This is a genomic window from Phreatobacter sp. GW821-FHT04C01, from assembly GCF_059420385.1.
This window is the reverse complement of the sequence record NZ_JBWKTP010000005.1, coordinates 404501-423729: the sequence shown is the minus strand read 5'-3', so window position 1 is coordinate 423729 and position 19229 is coordinate 404501. Positions and strand designations below refer to the sequence as shown.

The window sequence follows — 19229 nt, the reverse complement described above, 5'->3', positions numbered from 1 at the left end:
CTCTCGTAACCGGCGCTTTCCTAAATCCCCTTTTGCTCCGCCCACCAGGCGAGGACCGCACACCCATGGCAACATTCCAACGCGACATCTACAACACGACGGCCGGCACGGTCGGATTCAGCGGCGCGGGCAATCGCGTCGTGACGTTTACAGGCATGGCCAATGCCATCGGAACGCTTGATGCCGCGGGCAGCCTTGTCTCGCCCTTCGGCGCGGGCTCGCTGTTGCGCGTCGGCGACCGGCTTGGCGTGGTGGCGACGGTCGACAGTACGAGCCAGGTGACGCTCGCCCACGATTGGGCCGGCTCGACCGCGTCAGGGCAGGCCTACCAGCTTTATACCGGTGTCGTCTCAGAGGCGATCATGGCCGGCATCTACCAGACCACCGGGCTCAAAGGTACGGCCGGCGTGCCGTTCCAGGAGCTTGTTTGGGACGACGGGGCGAGGCGGATGCGCTTCGTCGTCGAGAGCGGCCAGGTCAGATGCTATGTTGGCCTAACACGGCCGGGCGCCGCCGCGGAGACGGCTATCAACCTGGCTTATTCGATCGACCCGGCGACGGGGGCGATGGCGCTTGGAGTTGGCTCGATCAAAAATACCTCGCTCGCCGATATGGCGCAGGCGACATTCAAGATGCGAGCCGTCGGTGCCGGCACGGGTGCGCCGATCGATGGGACGCCGGCGCAGGCCAAGGCAGCGCTTGGCCTGCCAACAGCTACGACAGTTGGGCGACTTGCGCGGTTTTCCGACACGAGCGGCAGCGTTGGGTTATCCACTGGCCTCTATGAGGATGGCAGCGGGAATGTCAGTGTGGGCACAGCCGCCGTCGTTGGCGCGGGAACGCTTCAAGTTCAACGCCCGGTTGCGGGTGGAAGTCCTGCGACGGTTGGCACTACAGACGCCAACCAGTTCATGACGATCGGCACGTCCGGCTCGGTCTTGCGCGTTGGAGCTTATCTCGGCGGAAATACTTGGATACAGCCGAGCCTTACCAACTACGCTGTCAATTTGAACCTGTCTCTCAACCCCAATGGAGGCATGGTCACCATTGGCACATATCCGTCGAGTCCGGGGGGGCTTCTGCACGTCAACGGAGCTCTTATGCCCGGGGGCGCGCCGGCCACGTCCGGGAGCAGCGATGCAAATTTGATTTTCCGCACGCAGTTCGGCGGCGTTGGATTTGACTGGGGCGGGTACAACAGCGGTATTGCGTGGTGTCAACCGAGATTTGTCGCCGATTTTAGCACGAATTTCGGCATGGCTCTGTTGCCGAATGGCGGGAATTTAGGAGTGGGTGTTGCCGCCCCATCGCAAAAGCTTCACGTCCTCGGCAACATCAAGGCAGACGGAGCGTTTTGGTCGAACACTGGAGGCGCCTCCGGAGTGATCTATTTTGGCACCGGATCAAATGTGCTTGCGACTGACGCGGCAGGCACACTCCTAAATATCAATTCAGCACTGTACACCCAGGTTATTACGAATGTCCCAAATGTTGGCGGTTTCTTTGACGTCAATGCGGGTCCACTTGTATTCCGAGTTTCTTCGGCTGGTGCAGGCATTGGGGGGATCAATCCGGCCGCTGCGCTCGATGTAAATGGGGCGCGAGCGGGTCGCCATCAAGCTCTAGTCGCCGCCAATGGTGCGAACCACAACGTCACGCTGCCGAACGCCGAGTATATCCTCGTGAGCGGCCCGACCACCACTTATTCCTTCTCTGGATTTGCCGGAGGTGTGGCTGGCCGGATCATCGAGATCATCGGCGTCGCGAACTTTACGTTCACCTGCACTCACGAGGACGCCAACAGCGCGCCCGGCAATCGCATCCAGACATTCGGTGGGGGCACTACGCCTGCCAGCCGCTACGCGGCGTTCATTTATGACGGCAGCGTGTCTCGTTGGCGGCTGTTCCGGTTCGGTACCTAAGGGAGAATTGTTATGAACAAGATCAATCTGAAAATTGTGATCGACGAGACGACGCGAGAACTCGTTCACTCATTCCAACAGACCGAGCGATACGTCGACGGCACCCAGATCATGGGGCCCTCCGTCAACGTCAATGAAGAGGACTTCGCGAGCGTCTTGCCGGATCATGCCGCCAGTATCGGGCAGATCTCGGCCATGCAATTGCGGATTACACAGACTGAAACCGATCGGGATGCGGCGAACGCGGCTCGCGATGCGGCTGCTGCTGACAAAGCCGATATCGAGGCCTCCGCCGCGTCGGCAGCGGCAACCGCTGCGGCTCGCGTCGCCGACCTCGAGGCACAGGTCGCGGCACTCGCGGCCCGGTCGGCCGTTGACCGGACCAATAAGACGGACCTGTGGCAACGGGCCAATGACGGGGAGGCCGACGTCATTCTCGCTTGGTTGGCCGCCCAACCGCCGCGGATGCGGAAGGTGTTCGAAGACTCGCCGCAACTTGCGCATGATGGCGCGCAGTTTGGCGATTTGCGGGAGGTTTGCATTAACGCCTTCGGGATGAATCGGACTGCCGTTCTTCTCGCGCCAAGCGTTTGACGCGCTGAGCTGATCGCCACGAGCATGGACCACTCCGTCCCCGCCGCTCTTGCGGCGGGGATCGCAGTCGCATGTGCGCTTGCGCCTTGCGTTTGGGCTTCGCCCGCCAAACCCACACACACGAGCCTCAACCATGACGATCACGGTCACCGCCGCGACGCTGCGGCGCATTTCGCCTGTGGCGAATGCCGGCATCATCGACCATCTCGGCCCGGCCTTGACCGCGGCCTTTCCCGCCGGCGCCATCACCACCGATCTGCGCGCCGCGCATTTCCTGGCCCAGGCCGCGCATGAAAGCGACGGCTTCAGGACCCTGGTCGAATATGGCGGCTCCGGCTATTTCGACCGTTATGACGGCCGGCGCGACCTCGGCAATACGCAGCGCGGCGACGGCGCGCGCTATCGCGGCCGCGGCATCTTCCAGCTGACCGGACGGGCGAACTACCGATTGTTCGGTGGCAGGATCGGCATCGACCTGGAGCGCTCGCCGGAGCGCGCGGCCGAGCCGGACATCAGCGCCCGCACGGCGATTGCCTATTGGGGTTCTCGCGGTCTCAACGCCTTCGCCGACAAGGACGACGTCCGGGCCGTCACCAAACGGATCAATGGCGGTTTCAACGGCCTGGCCGACCGGCAGGCCAGGCTGATCCGCGCGAAGGCCGCGCTGCAGGGCCGCCCGGGCGCCGAGGCCGTGATCGAGATCCAGGTGCAGGCGACGACCGCCAGGCGCTCGGCGGCCCGGACGGCCACGGGCGCGGCAGGGGCGGCGACGGCCGGCGCGGGGGCCAGCGTCGCCCCGAAACCCGCAGCGCCGGCCGACAACTCGTCCATCGCGGCCGCCTTTGTCATCGCCCTCGTCTTCGGCGGGGCCTTCGCCTTCCTTGCCTGGCGCGCCTGGTCGCAGAACCGCGCCGCCAAGGCCTTTGCCCTCAACGCAGCCCAGGGAGCCGGCGAATGAGCACACTCGACGCTATCGCCAAAAAGATCGCCGCCGCCGGCGCGCCCGTCATCGGCGGGTTGATCGGAACGGCCATTGGCGGTCCGGCCGGGTCCCTTGCCGGCTCGCTCGCCGGCAAGGCCCTGGAGGTGGTCGCGGAGACGCTCGGCACCGACGCGACGCCGGCCGCAGTCGGGGCGGCGATCGACACCGATCCGGATGCCGCGGCCAGGCTCGCCACGGCCGAGGCCCGCGCCGGCGAGATCGTCCGGCTCTGGCAGATCGAGGCCCAGCGGGTGAGCGAGGCCCAGGCCGCCGAGATCGCCCGCGGGTTCACCGCCTGGCAGGCCATGCGCATCGCCATTCAGGTCATCGTCTGGGGCGGCTGGTCGGTGATCGGGCTGACCGGCATCTTTGGCGGCAATTGGGGGGTGAAGACCTTGGTGCCGCTGACCGAGCTGATCGGCGCCTGGGGCACCGTCACCACGGTCTGGCTGATCGTCTTTCACGGCGGCCATACCGTGAAGGAGGTGCTGCCGGCGCTGAAATTCGGGAGAGGGCGGTGAGGCCGGTGCGGATCAACCCCGAAATCAATATCTGGTCGATCCTGGCCACCCTCTGCATGGTCGGCGCGACGGGGATCTGGCTCCAGGCCGATGTCCGCGACCTGAAGGCGGAGGACGCGCGCATCCAGGCCGACATCCGCGACCGTGAAGGGCGGGTCACCCGCCGCCTCGATGCCGTCGAAGGCCGGCTCGACCGCACCACAGAGGATGTCGCCACCATCAAGGGCGACATCCGGGTGATCAGGCAGATCCTGGAGGGCAATGGCCGGCCGAGGGCTCCGTGAAGGCGTCGGGCCGTCGCGCCTAGCCGAGCGAGCGGATGATCTCGCGATAGGCCGCCTCCGGGAAGGCCTTCAGCGTTTCGCTGCGGACATTGCCGAGCATGCCGAGCTGCAGCGTGAAACGCGCTGCGATGGCGTCGTCGGGGGCCTCGTAGACGATGACGAGATCGAACCGGCCCATGGTCATGAAGAAGGATTTGAACTCGCCGCCCATGTCGGCGAGCAGTGTCTTGGCGGTGTCCAGCCGGGTGGCCGAATCCCTGGCCTTGCTGACGCCCTGCTGGGTCCAGTTGCACAACATGATATAGGTGGTCATGGCGCAGTCCTCCCGATCGCCGGTCAGCGGCTGGAAGGCCTTGGGATCGCTTGGAATGCGGCTCACCGGCGATCAAGCCGGCATCATAGCACCCTCGACCTGTTGCCACACGGTCCAACCGGTCATCCTGGGTGGCCGGCGCCGCCATCGCAGAAAACGGAATGCGGCTCTTGCCGGGCTGGTGTCTCCTGCCGGATGATCGGCCAAGACATCGAAGCGGGGAGGCGGCATGCCGGCCAAGACAGAAACCAAGGTGCGCGTCGGCATCGGCGGGTGGACCTTCGAACCCTGGCGGGAAACCTTTTATCCGGCCGGCCTCGCGCAGAAGCGCGAGCTCGAATATGCCGCGAGCAAGGTGACCTCGATCGAGATCAACGGCACCTATTACGGCTCGCAAAAGCCGGAGAGCTTTGCTCGCTGGCGCGCGGAGACGCCGGATGGTTTCGTCTTCGCGCTGAAGGGCTCGCGTTTCACCACCAACCGGCGCGTGCTGGCCGAGGCCGGCCCGTCGATCGAGCGTTTCCTGACCAGCGGCGTCACCGAGCTCAAGGAAAAGCTCGGCCCGATCAACTGGCAGTTCATGGCGACCAAGAAGTTCGACCCGGCAGATTTCGAGGCTTTCCTGAAACTGCTGCCGAAGACGGTCGACGGCCACACCATTCGCCATGCCGTCGAGGTGCGTCACGACAGTTTCAAGGCGCCTGATTTCATCGATCTGGCGCGCGGCTATGGCGTCTGCGTCATCTTCGCCGACAGTCCAGATTACCCCAGCATCGCCGACGTCACCGCGCCCTTCGTTTATGCCCGCCTGCAAAACGCTTCCGAAGCGGAGGAGTTCGGTTATGGCAAGGCGGCGCTCGATGCCTGGGCGAAACGCGCCAAGGCCTGGGCCGAGGGCGGCGCGCCCGCCGATCTCAAGCCCGTCGGCAAGCCGGAGGCCAAACCGCCGGCCTCCCGCGAGGTCTTCGTCTACATGATCAACGGTTTCAAGCCGAAGGCGCCGGCCGCCGCCATGGCGTTGATCGACCGGCTTTAGGCGCCGGTCGATCATGGGGCGCGGTCGGCCGGTCAGTCGGCCGCGATCACGTTGACGAGGCTGCCGATGCCTTCGATCTCGGCCTCCATGCGGTCGCCGACGCCAAGCGCGCGCGGCGGCTCCATGGCATAGCCGACGCCCGACGGCGTGCCGGTGGCGATGATGTCGCCCGGCTCCAGCGCCATGCCGAGCGACAATTGCTCGATGATCGCGGGGATGTCGAAGATCATCCGGCTGGTGCGGCTGTCCTGGCGCAATTCGCCATTGATCCGCATGCGGATGGTGAGGTCCGGCGTGTCGCCGATGACCGAACGGTGTACCACCACCGGGCCGAGCGGGCAGGACCGGTCCAGGCTCTTGCCCTTGAACCACTGGCCGTGCCGGCGCTGCAGGTCGCGGCCGGTCACGTCATTGGCGATGGTATAGCCGAAGACGTGGTCCATCGCCTGGGCGCGTGGAATGTCGATGCCGCGCCGGCCGATGATGACGGCAAGCTCCACCTCATAATCCAGGCGCTTGGTCGCCTTGGCGTGAACCGGCACGGTGTCGCCATGGGCGACGACCGCGGCCGGGCTCTTGGTGAAGAACTCGGGCGCTTCAGGCAGCGGCTTTGGCGCCAGCCCCTGGGCGCGCAATCCCTCGTCGATATGGTCCTTGTAGTTGCGGCCGACGCAGAAGACGTTGCGGGCCGGCCGCGGAACCGGCGCCAGCAGCGTCAGGTTCGCCAGGTCAAGCCGCGGGGCGTTCGCCACCTTGGCGATCTCGGCCGTGATCATCAGGCCCTCGGCACCGAGCAGGGCCAGATCCGCGACATCACGGGGTGCGCTGGCCGTCGATACGGCTGGCCAGGCGGCAGTCAGGTCGATCACCTGGCGATCGGCGTCGACGAGGCCGAGATGGGCGCCATCGGTCATCGAGAAGGTTACGAATTTCATGGGGTCTCCGGCAGGAACGAGGTGAGTTGAGAACGGGCGTCGTCGCGCAGCGAGCGGACATGGGCGCGTGACAGGGCTTCGGCCGCATCCGGGTCGCGGCGCGTGATGGCGGCGATGATCAGGCGATGCTCGCCGAGCGAATGCGGGCCGCGCTTCAGCCTCTCGATGAAGCGCAGGCCGGCCATTTTCATATGGCCGAACGAATTCCAGGTGCGGGCCAGCAGTTCGTTGCCGGCCATGGCGACGATCCGGGCGTGGAACGCCGCATTGGCCGTGGCATAGGCGTCGGCGCGCGAGACGACGCTGGCATCATCGAAATCGGCGAAGATCGCCGCCAACGCCGCGCAGTCGGCATCGGTTGCCCGGGTCGCTGCGAGGCGGGCGGCCAGCCCCTCGAGCATTTCGCGGATGTCGAGCCAGTCGAGAAATTCCTTGAGCGTCGTGGGCATCAGCCGGGCGCCGCGCCGCGGCTCAAACGTCACGAAGCCGTCCTGCTCCAGCCGGCGCAGCGCTTCACGCACCGGCGTCCGGCTGACGCCGAGCGCGCGGGCCAACTCCTCCTCGCGCAGCCGCAGCGGCGCGTCGAGATCGGCCGCCAGCCCGATCAGGTGCTCGCGCAGCGTCTCGTAGACATCTTCCCGAAGATAGGGGCGGGAGGGGATTTCCAGGATCATTTTTGTATTTGTATACAAAAATGCGAAGGGCACAAGGCGGCGAGGCCGGTTGCGGCCCTTGATCCGCTACCGCGAGCACGGGCCTTTCGTCGGGGCGGACCAGTATCGTGGCGCAAAGGGCTGATTTCAGATCGGTCAAGTCGTGGATGCCCGGGACAAGCCCGGGCAAGACGATGTGTGGACCTCAGCCTGTCCTCGGCTGCGGCACGGGTCGAGTGACGGTCGATCCAGAGTGCTGCCTTGAAGGCTCTTCTCGTCCTGGCCGGGCTTGTCCCGGCCATCCACGAATTTTGCCCGATTGCCCGCAGAGAACGGCCATTCCGCGTACGCGCGACCGCAATCGGTAGTTTCCGCCGGGGCCCATCAGCGCAACGCCGACCAGGTCAGAACCATCGGGATATCCGCCACCGAAGACGTCTGCGCAAAGCTTTGCCGCGCCCATCGAATGGTGGGATCTCAATCGCCGAGCCGCGGACTTGATCGCGACGGGATCAGGTCGTGGCGGGCAGGGCGTCGGCCTTCCGCGCGACAGGATCATCGGGCGAGGGCACGCCGAGGCCCGACATGACGAAGGCCAGCACATGCTCGCGCCGGGCGTTCAGCATGTCGTTGTCCATCAACTCGACATCGAGCGCGGTCGACAGCGTGTAGGCATTGGAGAAATAGAAGAAGCAGAGACCGCTGATCGAGATGTAGAGCTGATAGGGGTCGATGCCGCGGCGGAACACCCCGGCCTCTTCGCCGCGCTGCAAGATCAGCGCGATCTTGGCGATCAGCGGGGCATAGATATCGCGCAGCTTCTTCGAGCGCTTGATGTGCTTGCCCTTGTGGACGTTCTCGTCGCCCAGCAGGCTGACGAAGGCGCGGTTGCCACGCAGGTGGTCGAACGAGAAGCAGACGAGCTGGCGCATGGCTTCCACCGGATCGAGCACGTCGAGGTCGAGCTCGGGATCGTGTGAGCGCGACGCCTCATAGGCGCTCTCCAGCACGGTCAGGTAGACGTTTTCCTTCGAGCCGAAATGGTGCGACAGGATCTGCTTGCTGACGCCGGCACGCTTGCAGATCTTCTCGATGCTGGCGCCGTGATAGCCGGCGATCGAGAATTCCCGATAGGCGGCATCCAGCAGGTTGCGGCGCGTGCGCTCGGGATCGCGCGTGCCGTTCGACGGCACCCGCCGGCGTGTCGGCGAAATCGGCGGCGATTTGGTTCGTTCGTTCGAGATGTTTCGCGCCATCGGCTCCAGCACTCCAATCCGTTCCGGCTCCGCCTGGCAAGTTCCGGCCCGCGCTGCGACGGATAAGGTATCTGACCGCGATATCCAAGCACCTGAAAGCCGCGGCCGGGCTGGCCGTGAGCCGGCACGGCCGTCTCCGCTTGCTGCTTCGCAGCATAGTGCAATTTTCCACGAATCAGCCAGCCGGATGATTGACTCACGAAAGTTTGCGAATGACTATGGCGTGCGTTCAATGCCCGACAGCAGGGCAGGAGACGGTTTCAAGTCCACTGTCACAAGCAACAGGCGGGATCGCATGAAGCTCTCCGCACATCTCGGATATGCCTTGAAAGCGGCCTTGGGCGCGGCCCTCGGCATCATGCTCGTGACGGCGCCCGGCGCCGCCCAGGACGCCCGCCGCATCCTGCGGGTGGTGCCGAGCGCAGATGTCTCGGAGCTCGACCCGACCCGCGGCGCCAACCTGATCTCGCGCATCTATGCGCAGATGGTCTTCGACACCTTGTTCGCGCTCGACGGCAATCTCGCGCCGAAGCCGATGATGGTGGAGAAGCATGTCGTCAGCCCTGACGGACTGACCTACACCTTCACCTTGCGCTCCGGCCTGAAATTCCATGACGGCAGCCCCGTGACCACGCGTGATGTCGTTGCCTCGCTCGAGCGCTGGATGACCGGCACTTCGATCGGCGAGCAGCTGAAATTGCGCGTCGCCTCGATGGCGGTTGTCGACGATCTCACATTCACCCTGGGTCTCAATCAGAAATTCGGCCTGGTCGAGTTCATGCTGGCCGGGCCCGGTGCGCCGATCGCCGCCATCATGCGCGAGACCGACGCGCGCCGCCCTGCCTCGGTGCCGCTGCTCAATCCCGTCGGGTCGGGGCCGTTCCGTTATGTCGCGAGCGAGCGGCGCGAAGGCAGCCGCGTGGTGTTCGAGCGAAACCCGGACTATGTCGCACGCGCCGAGCCGGCGGATGGGCTTGCCGGCGCGCGGGTGGTGAAGGTCGACCGCGTCGTCTGGACCATCATGCCCGATGCGACGACCGCGGCGAGCGCGCTGGTCGCCGGCGAGGCGGATTTCTGGGAGGCGGTCGGCCCTGATCTGAGATCCTTCCTGGTGCGCCGGGGGATCACCGTGCGCCGCACCGCGTCGCTGCCGTCGGTCGCTTTCATCCGTCCCAATTTCCAGTTGCCGCCGTTCAACGACGTCAGGGCGCGCCAGGCGCTCGCCCTGCTGGTCGATCAGGACGAGATGATGCCGGCGGTGGCTGGTGACGACGGCAAGTGGAGCGCCTGCCATTCCTTCAGCGTCTGCGGTTCGACCTTGGGCACCGAAGCGGGCTCGGAGCCTTATCGCAAGGCCGATATCGCCAAAGCCAGGCAATTGCTGGCCGAGGCCGGCTATCGCGGCGAGCCGATCGTCCTGCTTGGTACGCCACAGCTCGCCCCGATCAATGCCATGACCCAGGTTCTGGCCCGCCGGCTGCAGGAGGCGGGCGTCAATGTCGACGTCCAGATGACCGATTTCGCCGGCATGCTCCAGCGCATCAATGCACGCGACAAGCCGATCGCCAGTGGTGGCTATCACCTGTTCCCCTATTATGCCGTCGGCAGTTCCTGGTTCCATCCATTGATGAACGTCTCGCTGGATCTTGCCTGCGCCGGCAAGAGCTGGCCGGGTTTCCCGTGCGACGACGTGGGTGAGGCGCTGCGCCAAAAGTTCCTGGCGGCTCCCGACGATGCCACACGCATCGCGGCGTTCGAAGCCTTCCAGCAGCGCCTGTGGCAGTTCATTCCCTATGTTCCGGCCGGCCAGTTCGATGTCGCCAACGCCTACCGGCCGAATGTCACCGGCGTGCTGGACTCGGTTTTTCTAGCCTATTGGAACATCGAGAAACGCTAGACCGGGGCAAGGGCCCTTGCCCGTCGAATTCCTCCCCCATTCATCCTCATCCTTCCGACAGGAGCCGATATCATGGCCAATCTCCAGGTCAGCAAAGACGAGATGCTGAAGCGCGTCGCGATCTTCAAGAACCTCACCCCCAGCAGCCGGCCGTTGATCGATGCCGTCCTGCCGCAGTTCCAGCGCGAGATCTTCACCATTATCGGCGGCGGTGTGCTCGAGGACGCCAATGCCAAGACGCCGATCACCGCGGTCGAAGGCTTTCATCTGTCGATCATCAAGGCCGGCCCATCCAAGGGCACAGGCCTGCACAACCACAAGACCGTCGAGGTCTTCATGCCGTTGACCGGCACCTGGTCGGTGCAATGGGGCGACCAGGGCGAAAACGAGCTCACGCTCGGCCAGTATGACGTGATCTCGGTGCCGGTCGGCGTCATGCGCGGCTTCCGCAACGACAGCGACCACGAAGCGCTGATGCTGGCCATCGTCGGCGGTACCGATCCGGGCCGGGTGGAATGGATCGGCAACGTGATGGACGCGGTGCGCGAGAAAGGCTTCGATCTCGACGATAAGGGCAAGATCATCGAAATTGCCAAGACCTGAAATGAATTCAGCTTGAAATCATCAGGACCTGAGTGAGACCGGCAACCGCGAGCGGCATTCGACGACATGGCCAGTGACGACCTCTGCAATCTCTCCGCGACCGACGTGGCGACGCTGGTCGCAGCCCGCAAAATCTCGCCCGTCGAGGTGGTCGATGCCATCCTCGACCGGGCCGGCCGGCTGGAGCCGAAGCTCAACATGTTCGCCGAATTGACCGCCGACGCCGCGCGCGCGGCGGCGCGTGCGGCCGAGGCGGCGGTGATGACGGGCGGGCCGCTCGGGCCCCTGCACGGCGTGCCTATCACCATCAAGGACAATGTCGCGGTCGAGGGGCTGGCGCTCCGCAACGGCTCGCGGGCGGCGGCCGACGTCGTGGCGGCGGCGGATGCCGCGGTCGTGGCGCGCATCAAGGCGGCCGGCGCCATCATGATCGGCAAGACCACCTTGCCGGAATTCGCCCACAAGGTGCTCACCGACAGCCCGCTTCACGGCATCACGCGCAACCCCTGGAGCCTTGATCATACGCCGGGCGGCTCCAGCGGCGGGGCCAGCGCGGCGCTGGCTTGCGGCATCGCGCCGCTCGCCGTCGGCACCGATGGCGGCGGCTCCATCCGCTGCCCGGCCTCCTGCACCGGGGTCTCGGGCATCAAGGCGACGCTCGGGCGCATTCCCAACGAGGTGATGCCCGACGGTTTCGCCAATTTTGCCTTTGTCGGGCCGATGGCGCGCAGTGCGGGCGACGTGGCGCTGCTCTTGTCGACCATGTCAGGGCCTTTGGCGAGTGATCCCTATTCGATCGGGGCCCCGACGTCGGACCTGCGGGCGCCGGTCGCGGACCAGGCTGCCAAGGGCCTGCGCATCGGCTGGATCGAGAATTTCGGGCGCTACCGGACCGATCCGGAGGTGGCCCGGCTGACCCGCGCCGCGGTGATGGCGCTCGCGGCCGAGGGAGCCTCGGTCGAAGAGCTGCACGATCCCTGTTTCGACGACGTCTTCGAGACCTATGTCGTGCTGGCGACGACGGCGCATGCGACGCGCCTTGGACCGCTGGCGGAACGCGCAGGCGAGGCGATGACCGAGAGCCTGCGCACCAGCATCGCACGGGGGGCACTCTATTCATCGGTCGAATGGCAGCGGGCCGGCGACAAGCGCACGACGCTGTTCCGGTCGGTCCAGCGGCTGTTCGAACGTTTCGACATCATCGCGACCCCGACCATGATCGCGCCGCCGACGCGGGTCGATGCCGGCGGCTCCATCGAGACCGCCATGTATGCGGAATGGGCGGCGCCGCTCTATCCGTTCAACCTGACGGGCCATCCCGCAGCATCCGTGCCCGCCGGCCTGACCGCCGACGGGCTGCCGGTCGGCCTGCAACTGGTCGGACCATGGTTCGCCGAGCCGCGCATTCTGGATGTCGCGGCGCTGCTCGAGCACTTGCATGGGCCGGCGAGACGACCGCCGATCGTTTAGGGGCGGGAGCCTGCATCGGCGTCGATCGATGACAAGCCGCGGGTGCCTGTGGCCGAACCGCGGGCCGTCAATCGAAGCCGAGCAGTCCGTAGATCCGCTTCACATAGTGGCCGAAGGCGTCGGTGGTCTTGATGTCCAGGGCACGGTCGGCTGGCAGGTCGATGTCGAAATAATCGGCCATGCGGGCCGGGCCGGCGGTCAGCACCGCGCAGCGGGCGCCGAGGAACACCGCTTCCTGGATCGAATGGGTGACGAACAGGATGGTCTTGCCGCTCTCGCGCCAGATGCGCAGCATTTCCAGGTTCATCTTCTCGCGCGTGAGCGCGTCGAGCGCGCCGAACGGCTCGTCCATCAGGATGAGCTTCGGGTCATGAACCAGCGCGCGGGCGATCGCCGCGCGCTGCTGCATGCCGCCGGAGAGCTCATAGGGGTATTTGTCCTCGAAGCCGGCAAGCCCGACCATCCTGATCAGCTCGCGGGCGCGCGCCTTGGCTGCCTCGTGCGGCAGATCGAGGATCTCGGCCGGCAGCATGACGTTTTCCAGCACGGTCCGCCATTTCAGCAGCAGAGCCTGCTGGAACACCATGCCGACGTCGCGGCCGGGCGTGAAGGCGGTCGTGCCGCTGCCGATCCGGACCTCACCTTCGTCGGCGTCATGCAGCCCGGCGAGGATCTTCAAGACGGTGGTCTTGCCGCAGCCGGACGGGCCGACCAGCGCCACCATGTCGCCCTCGCGGACATCCATGGTGACATTGGACACGGCGACGAAGCGGCGGCCGCCGGTCGAATAGGACTTGCTGACGTCGCGCAGGCGGATCAGCGGTTCGGCTTCCAGGGTCGCCGATGTCATGACAGCCAGCGCTCCAGATTGGCCGCGACGAAGGCGTCGTCGGCGAGGTCGGCATGTTCCTTGGCGACCCGGTCGATCAGTTCGGACTGGCCGGGGCTGAGGCCTTCTTGCGGGTTGAGGCACCAGATGCCTTCCATGAGCCCCTGGCGACGCAGCACCTCGTGACAGCCTGCGATGCAGCCGTGGAAATTATTGGCGACATCGAAGAAGGCGGCGTTGCAATCGGTCACCCGGGCGTCGAGTGCCAGCAGTTCGGCCGACACCGCCGGCTCGGCGGCGGCATGCTTCAGCCGGTTCAGCAGGTCCACCGCGCCCTTGGTCCAGACCGACCAGTGGCCGAGCAGGCCGCCCCGGAAGCGGACGGTGACAGGCTGGCCCTCGCGCATGGCGACGAAGGGGGTCAGCAGGTCGAGCACGATATGATCGTCATTGCCGGTATAGAGCGTGACGCGCTCCTCGGCCCGCGCCGCCACCAGGCCGCGCACGATATCCATGGTGCGGTAGCGGTTGAACGGCGCCGCTTTCACCGCCACCACATTGTCGATGGCGCAGAACTCGCGCCAGAAATCGGCGTCGAGATCCATGCCGCCGACGGCCGGCTGCAAATAGAAGCCAACCAGCGGGATTTCCTCGGCGACGCGCCGGCAATGGGCGATGAGGGCGGCGTTGTCGGCGCCCTTCATCGCGGCAAGGCTCAGAAGGCCGGCGGAGTAGCCGAGCGAGACCGCGAGCCTGGCCTCATTGACCGCCTGTTCGGTGCGGCCACAGACACCGGCGATCATGGCGAGCGGCCGGTCGGTCCAGGCCCTGGCGTCTTCCATGGCGGCCGACAGCACCGGCTCGTAGAGGCCGACGTCGCGGATCTCGAACTGGGTGGTGTGGACGCCGACCGCGAGGCCGCCGACGCCGGCGTCCAGGTAATAGCGGGTCAGGGCGCGCTGGCGGCGGCGGTCGAAGCGCCGTGCGGCATCGAGCGCCAGCGGATGGGCGGGAATCGCGGTGCCGCCTGAAATGACGGTCCTGATCGCCTCAGGGATGGCGTGACGGTGAAGACCCATGGACCCCTCATTCTCCTGATCCGGCGCCAGGCGCCACGAAGTCATGCCAAGGCCCGGGCAAATGCCCGGGCCGGTTTCAGCCAAGTTCCGGTCCGGCGATGGCGAAGGTCCGCCCAGGCTCGCCGAAAGGGCGGTCTCGCCCGAGCGCCATGCGCAGATAGGGGCGTTCCCTGTGGAAGCCCGACGCGGTGAGATGGGCCGCGATGCCGTCCCAGGCTTCCGGCACGTCCAGGACGACAGGACCCTGGGTCCGGTCGAGCGCGGCCTTGAGCAGTGTGAGCCCGGCCGCTTCGTCCGGGGCGACCAGCGGTCCGATCTGCAAGGCGAGGCGCCCGGGCCGCGCCAGCACGAAGCCCGCGCCGTCCTTCAGCACCAGCGCCTGCGCCGGCGCACGCTGCATCAGGCCGGACAGCAGCCGCCGGCGCGGCGCGCCGAAAGCTCTCGCATCGGCCGCGACGATGGTTCCGAGATCCTCCGGCCCGGCTGGGCGGGCAGGGCCCGCGTCACGCGGATCTCCGGCCATTCTGCCTTCACCGCGCCAGCGCCAGAGCGGGAACTGCGGCAGGAAGCCGAGGGGACCGTAGATGCGCTCGCCCTGTGGCGTGGCATCCAGCACCGGCAGGCAATTGAGCAAGGCCAGTTCCGCCATGCAGCGACGGAGAATGGCGGTGCCGAGACCGCGTCCGCGCTCGGTGGCCGAAACCAGCACCATGCTGATCCAGCCGAAGCCGCCGAAGGCCAGGATGGCGCCGGTGGCGACCGGGCCGCCTTCGCCCGCGACGCCGAACACCGCGCCCTGGTCGAAAAAGATGCGCCAGTCCTCCGCCGACTGGTTCCAGCCGGCCTGTTCCGACAGCCGGCCGGCGGCGGCCAGCGCGGTGATGTCCAGGCGATCGATGGCGATGGGGTCAGTAGGCGCCATCCCGCACCTCGAAATGAGTTGGCTTGCCGAGGCCGGGCTTGGCACGGGCGACCCAGTCGGCGACCCAATCGATCATGCGGGCGAGCGGCACTTGCGGATAGCCGAACAGCCGGGCCGCCTCGGCGGCATTGTTGAGCCAGGCGGTCGGGGCTTCCTCGCCGGTCACGATCGGCGTCCTGCCGAGCTTCTCGCCGAACATGCGGGCAAGCCAGCGCACCGAAATGGTCTCCGGACCCGTGACGTTGAGCGGCGAGGCCGGCACCGTCGCCTGCCGGAGCGCGCGCAGTGCCTGGGCATTGGCGTCGCCCTGCCAGATGACGTTGACATGGCCCATGGTGACGTCGATCGGCTGGCCGTCACGCACGGCGCTGGCGATGTCGAACAGCACGCCATAGCGCAGGTCGATGGCATAGTTGAGCCTGAACAGCCGGCCGGGCGTCTGGTGAACGCCCGAGAAATAGCTCACCAGTCGCTCCCGGCCGATGCAGGAATTGGCATATTCGCCAGGCGGGGTCAGCACGCTGTCCTCGGTCGAGCCCTGGCTGTCGACAGCGACGAACGGGTAGACGCAGCCGGTGGAGAAGGTGACGATGCGCGAGCGCTGGAAGGCTTCGGCGACCAGCGCGGGCACGTGTACATTCATCGCCCAGGTGAGCGGCTGGTCGCCGGCGGCACCGAATTTGCGGCCGGCCATCAGGATGATGTTCTTGGCCTTGGGCAGGGCCTCGACCGCGCCGCGGTCGAGCAGGTCGCAGGCGATGGTCTCGACGCCGTGGTGCTCGAGGCTGTCGCGCAGGCCCTTCTCGCTGAACCGGGCCACGCCGATGACACGCTTGTCCGGGGCGGCATTGCGGGCGAGCCGCGCGAGCGTCGGTCCCATCTTGCCGCCGACGCCGAGGATCATGATGTCGCCGTCGAGGGCGGCGAGATCGTCGGCCAGGGCCCGACTCGGACGGGCCATGAAGGCATCGATCTCGTCGCTCGTATCGAAGCGGTCGGGCAGGTTGGACGGGTCGAGCCAGTCGGTTGCGGCGTTCGCGATATCGGTCATGGTCTATTTCCTTGCATCGCGCGGCACGAAGAGGCGCTCGGCCACCAGCACGACGAGATAGAGAGCGATGCCGATGAGGGTCAGGAGCAGCACGGCCATGAACATGGCCGGGGTATCGAGGGACGCTTGCACCTGGATCATCAGATAGGCGAGGCCGCGCTCGGAGGCGATGAACTCACCGACCACCGCGCCGGCGACCGCCAGGATCGCCGCGACCTTCATGCCGGAGAAGATATAGGGCAATGACCCCGGCAGCTGGATGTAGCGGAAGACCTTCCAGCGCGAGCCCTTGAGCGAGCGGACGAGATCGAGCAGGTCCGGCTCGACCTCCTGCAGGCCGCGCAGCGTGGTGAGCAGGATCGGGAAGAAGCACAGGCTGAAGGTGATCAGGATATTGGTGCCGATGCCGTAGCTGAACCAGACGATGACCAGCGGGCCGAGCGCCACCTTGGGGATCATGTTGAGGGTGACCAGCAGCGGAAACACCGCCAGCGTCAGGAGCCGCGACCAGGAGAACATCAATGCCAGCACGACGCCGGCGGTGGTCGCGAGCGCGAAGCCGCCGAGGATCTCGGCCGCCGTCACCAGGGTATTGGCGCGCCACGCGTAATTGCCCTTGGCCAGCGTCGCCAGGATGTCGGTCGGAGCCGGCAGCACGAAGGCCGGGAGCGAGGTGGCGCGCACCCCGAATTGCCAGGCGAGGACCAGGGCGACATGGACCGCCACCACTGCGGCCCAGCGCTGCGCGAGGGCACGTCGGTCGGCCCGGCGGGTCGCGGCGGCATCGGCCTCGGCTGTTGCGTTCTGATCCGGACCGGTCAGCATGGATCCCTCTCGTCGATATCCGGCTCAGTCGCGGATTTGCCTGGAAGCTAGAAACACTTCGTGTTGTTGTCAACCAACCAGTTGTATTAAATCATGCGACCGGACGCAGCGCCCCGAGCGCGAAGGCGACCACGTGGCGGCGGCGGGCTGCCACCGCTTTGGCTGTCCCCAGATCGCTGCCGAAGATCGCCGACAGCGTCAGGCCGTTGGAAAAGTAGAAATAGGAGAGGGCGGCGATCGAGATATAGATGTTCAGCGGGTCGAGATCGGTGCGGAAGACGTCCTCCTGCGCGCCGCGGTCGAGGGTGTCCTGCAAGAGCGTGATCAGCGGCGAATGCATGTCCTGCAGCCGGCTGGAGCGCCCGACATGGCGTGCCGCCTGGCGGTTCTCGTCATTCAGCAGGGCAACGAATTCGGGGTGCTCGACAAGATAGTCGAAGGTGAAGCCGACGAGCTTTTCCATCGCCGCCAGCGGCGGCAGGTCGCCGAGCTTGAGTTCGCGCTCGCGTGTCCGGATCTCGGCATAGACCTGTTCGAGGGCGGCCTGGTAGAGGTCGTCCTTGTTGCCGAAATGGTGGTAGACGAGCTGTTTGTTGACGCCCGAGCGCCGCGCGATCTCGTCGATCCGGGCACCGGCGAGCCCCTTCTCGGCAAATTCGGCAATGGCTGCGGCGAGCAGCGCGCGCTGCGTCGCTTCCGGGTCGCGCTGACCCTTCTTCCGTAGCGGCGCTGCGGTGTTGGGATTGATTGTCGACATCGTAATCGGTCTCGTTTCGCTTCCTGAATCTCACTCTAGCACTCAACCAACTAGTTGTGTACCGTCGCCGTCGTCCTGACCCAGGGGGTCCCGACCCGCCGCTATCTTGGGCCGCGCAAGGCCCCGATCGGCCGATGATCCGACGACAGAGGGGAACACAATGACAAAAATGATCCGAGGCGCCACACGCCGGACTTTTCTCGGCGGCCTTGCCGGCGCCGGCTTGATGCTGCCGCGCCGCGCGAGCGCGGCCGAAAAAGTCAATCTCGTGCTGAACTGGACACCGAACGCCGATCACGCGCCCTATTTTTACGCCAAGGCCCAGGGGTGGTACGAACAGGCGGGCATCGATCTGGTCATCGAGGCCGGTCGCGGCTCCGGTGCCGCCGCCCAGAAGGTTGCCTCCGGCGGCTCCGACCTCGGCATTGCCGACATGGCGACGGCGCTGCTCGCCAAGAGCCGTGGCGGCAAGCTCACCGCGGTCATGGCGGTCTACCCAAATTCGCCCCAGTGCTTCTATTGGCTCAAGAGCAACGGCATTGCCGGCCCGAAGACCTTCGCTGGTCGCTCGATCGGCAATCCGCCGGGCGACGCGGCGCGCCTGATGTGGCCGGCCTTTGCCTGGAAGGCCGGCATCGACCCGGCCTCGGTCCGCTTCGTCAACGTTAGTCCTCAGGCCAAGATCCAGGCGTTGCGCAGCAAGACCATCGACATCACCAGCAATTTCTACAACGAGCACGACATCATCCTGCGCGAGTTCGGCGCCGATCTCGGCTTCCTGCTCTGGCGTGATATCGGGCTCAACCCCTACGGCAATTCGGTCGTCGTCAACGACGACTTCCTTGCCCGCAAGAAGGACGTGGTACGCAATTTCGTCCGCGTCTCGCAGCGCGCCTTTGCCGCCTGTGCCCGTGATATCGGACCGGGATTGAAGGTGCTGCTCGCCCAGGTCTCGGGCCTCGACGAGGCCAACCAGCGGGACCAGTGGAAGCGGATCCTCGAACTGATGCGTGATCCGACGACCACGGACGTGGCGCTCGGCGCATTCAACCAGGATCGACTGAAGGAAGATTACGAACTCCTGCGCACCTATTTCGAGGATGTCCGGCCGCTCGACCCGACCCAGGCCGCGACCAATGAGTTCCTCGATACTAGCATCAAGTTCGTCGGTTCCTGAGGGACTTGTTCGCAACGAGACGAACGCTCACCCGCGGCTTCCCGTGCCCAGCGGATCGATGCGCCATGGCGGACCCCGGTTGACCGAGGGTCCGCTGCGGACGCGGGAATGCCGCTGCGGAGC

At 66.1% G+C, this 19229-nt stretch carries 20 protein-coding genes; 10 read left to right on the top strand and 10 right to left on the bottom strand.

The window, feature by feature from the left end; all coding sequences use genetic code 11:
• Nucleotides 1–65 precede the first annotated feature (65 nt).
• The 5 genes from AC07WJ_RS21345 (at nt 66) to AC07WJ_RS21325 (ending at nt 4303) form a co-directional block, all read left to right on the top strand.
• Entirely contained in the window at nt 66–1922 is a 1857-nt protein-coding gene (locus AC07WJ_RS21345; RefSeq protein ID WP_494936653.1) for a hypothetical protein, read from the top strand.
• 12 nt (nt 1923–1934) lie between these two features.
• A complete protein-coding gene (locus tag AC07WJ_RS21340) occupies nt 1935–2516 on the top strand; it encodes a hypothetical protein (RefSeq protein WP_494936652.1) in 582 nt (193 codons plus the stop codon).
• Between the two features lie 133 nt (nt 2517–2649).
• A complete protein-coding gene (locus AC07WJ_RS21335) occupies nt 2650–3474 on the top strand; it encodes a glycoside hydrolase family 19 protein (protein ID WP_494936651.1) in 825 nt (274 codons plus the stop codon).
• Entirely contained in the window at nt 3471–4019 is a 549-nt protein-coding gene (locus AC07WJ_RS21330; protein ID WP_494936650.1) for a hypothetical protein, read from the top strand. The genes AC07WJ_RS21335 and AC07WJ_RS21330 overlap by 4 nt, the downstream gene beginning before the upstream one ends.
• On the top strand, nt 4016–4303 hold the full coding sequence (locus tag AC07WJ_RS21325) for a hypothetical protein (protein WP_494936649.1): 288 nt from the start codon (nt 4016–4018) through the stop codon (nt 4301–4303). The genes AC07WJ_RS21330 and AC07WJ_RS21325 overlap by 4 nt, the downstream gene beginning before the upstream one ends.
• Nucleotides 4304–4322: 19 nt before the next feature.
• On the opposite strand, the gene AC07WJ_RS21320 is transcribed toward AC07WJ_RS21325, so the two are convergent.
• Complete coding sequence (locus AC07WJ_RS21320) at nt 4323–4616, bottom strand: GYD domain-containing protein (RefSeq protein WP_494936830.1); 294 nt, start codon at nt 4614–4616, stop codon at nt 4323–4325.
• A 229-nt stretch (nt 4617–4845) separates the two neighbouring features.
• Between AC07WJ_RS21320 and AC07WJ_RS21315 the strand changes: the two genes are divergently transcribed.
• A complete protein-coding gene (locus AC07WJ_RS21315) occupies nt 4846–5652 on the top strand; it encodes a DUF72 domain-containing protein (protein WP_494936648.1) in 807 nt (268 codons plus the stop codon).
• Between the two features lie 32 nt (nt 5653–5684).
• Here AC07WJ_RS21315 and AC07WJ_RS21310 read toward each other — a convergent pair whose 3' ends face one another.
• From AC07WJ_RS21310 to AC07WJ_RS21300, 3 genes are all read right to left on the bottom strand, one after another.
• Nucleotides 5685–6587 carry a fumarylacetoacetate hydrolase family protein gene (locus AC07WJ_RS21310; protein ID WP_494936647.1) on the bottom strand — a complete coding sequence of 301 codons (903 nt, stop codon included), beginning with the start codon at nt 6585–6587 and terminating at the stop codon, nt 5685–5687.
• Nucleotides 6584–7261, bottom strand: coding sequence for a GntR family transcriptional regulator (locus AC07WJ_RS21305; RefSeq protein ID WP_494936646.1), 678 nt, complete (start codon nt 7259–7261; stop codon nt 6584–6586). The genes AC07WJ_RS21310 and AC07WJ_RS21305 overlap by 4 nt, the downstream gene beginning before the upstream one ends.
• 491 nt (nt 7262–7752) lie before the next feature.
• Nucleotides 7753–8433 (bottom strand): TetR family transcriptional regulator, encoded by a 681-nt coding sequence (locus AC07WJ_RS21300; RefSeq protein WP_494936645.1) that lies wholly within the window; start codon nt 8431–8433, stop codon nt 7753–7755.
• Between AC07WJ_RS21300 and AC07WJ_RS21295 the strand changes: the two genes are divergently transcribed.
• The 3 genes from AC07WJ_RS21295 to AC07WJ_RS21285 all read left to right on the top strand — a co-directional run bounded on the left by AC07WJ_RS21295 (nt 8417) and on the right by AC07WJ_RS21285 (nt 12466).
• Nucleotides 8417–10393, top strand: a complete 1977-nt coding sequence (locus tag AC07WJ_RS21295) for an ABC transporter substrate-binding protein (protein WP_494936644.1) — start codon at nt 8417–8419, stop codon at nt 10391–10393. The genes AC07WJ_RS21300 and AC07WJ_RS21295 overlap by 17 nt on opposite strands.
• 72 nt (nt 10394–10465) lie before the next feature.
• Entirely contained in the window at nt 10466–10996 is a 531-nt protein-coding gene (locus AC07WJ_RS21290) for a cupin domain-containing protein (protein ID WP_494936643.1), read from the top strand.
• A gap of 66 nt (nt 10997–11062) precedes the next feature.
• Nucleotides 11063–12466, top strand: coding sequence for an amidase (locus tag AC07WJ_RS21285; RefSeq protein WP_494936642.1), 1404 nt, complete (start codon nt 11063–11065; stop codon nt 12464–12466).
• A gap of 67 nt (nt 12467–12533) precedes the next feature.
• Here the strand turns inward: AC07WJ_RS21285 and AC07WJ_RS21280 are convergent, their stop codons facing one another.
• From AC07WJ_RS21280 to AC07WJ_RS21255, 6 genes are all read right to left on the bottom strand, one after another.
• Nucleotides 12534–13316: an ABC transporter ATP-binding protein gene (locus AC07WJ_RS21280; RefSeq protein WP_494936641.1), complete on the bottom strand. Its 783-nt coding sequence runs from the start codon at nt 13314–13316 to the stop codon at nt 12534–12536.
• Entirely contained in the window at nt 13313–14374 is a 1062-nt protein-coding gene (locus AC07WJ_RS21275) for a dihydrodipicolinate synthase family protein (protein ID WP_494936640.1), read from the bottom strand. Before AC07WJ_RS21275 ends, AC07WJ_RS21280 begins: the two co-directional genes overlap by 4 nt.
• A 76-nt stretch (nt 14375–14450) precedes the next feature.
• The gene (locus AC07WJ_RS21270) at nt 14451–15296 is read right to left on the bottom strand and encodes a GNAT family N-acetyltransferase (RefSeq protein ID WP_494936639.1); all 846 of its coding nucleotides are present in this window, start codon (nt 15294–15296) and stop codon (nt 14451–14453) included.
• Nucleotides 15283–16347, bottom strand: a complete 1065-nt coding sequence (locus tag AC07WJ_RS21265) for an NAD-dependent epimerase/dehydratase family protein (RefSeq protein ID WP_494936638.1) — start codon at nt 16345–16347, stop codon at nt 15283–15285. The genes AC07WJ_RS21270 and AC07WJ_RS21265 overlap by 14 nt, the downstream gene beginning before the upstream one ends.
• Nucleotides 16348–16350: 3 nt before the next feature.
• Nucleotides 16351–17172 (bottom strand): ABC transporter permease, encoded by an 822-nt coding sequence (locus AC07WJ_RS21260; RefSeq protein WP_494936637.1) that lies wholly within the window; start codon nt 17170–17172, stop codon nt 16351–16353.
• A 91-nt stretch (nt 17173–17263) separates the two neighbouring features.
• A complete protein-coding gene (locus AC07WJ_RS21255) occupies nt 17264–17929 on the bottom strand; it encodes a TetR family transcriptional regulator (protein ID WP_494936636.1) in 666 nt (221 codons plus the stop codon).
• A 160-nt stretch (nt 17930–18089) separates the two neighbouring features.
• Between AC07WJ_RS21255 and AC07WJ_RS21250 the strand changes: the two genes are divergently transcribed.
• A complete protein-coding gene (locus AC07WJ_RS21250) occupies nt 18090–19106 on the top strand; it encodes an ABC transporter substrate-binding protein (protein ID WP_494936635.1) in 1017 nt (338 codons plus the stop codon).
• The last annotated feature ends 123 nt before the right edge of the window (nt 19107–19229 follow it).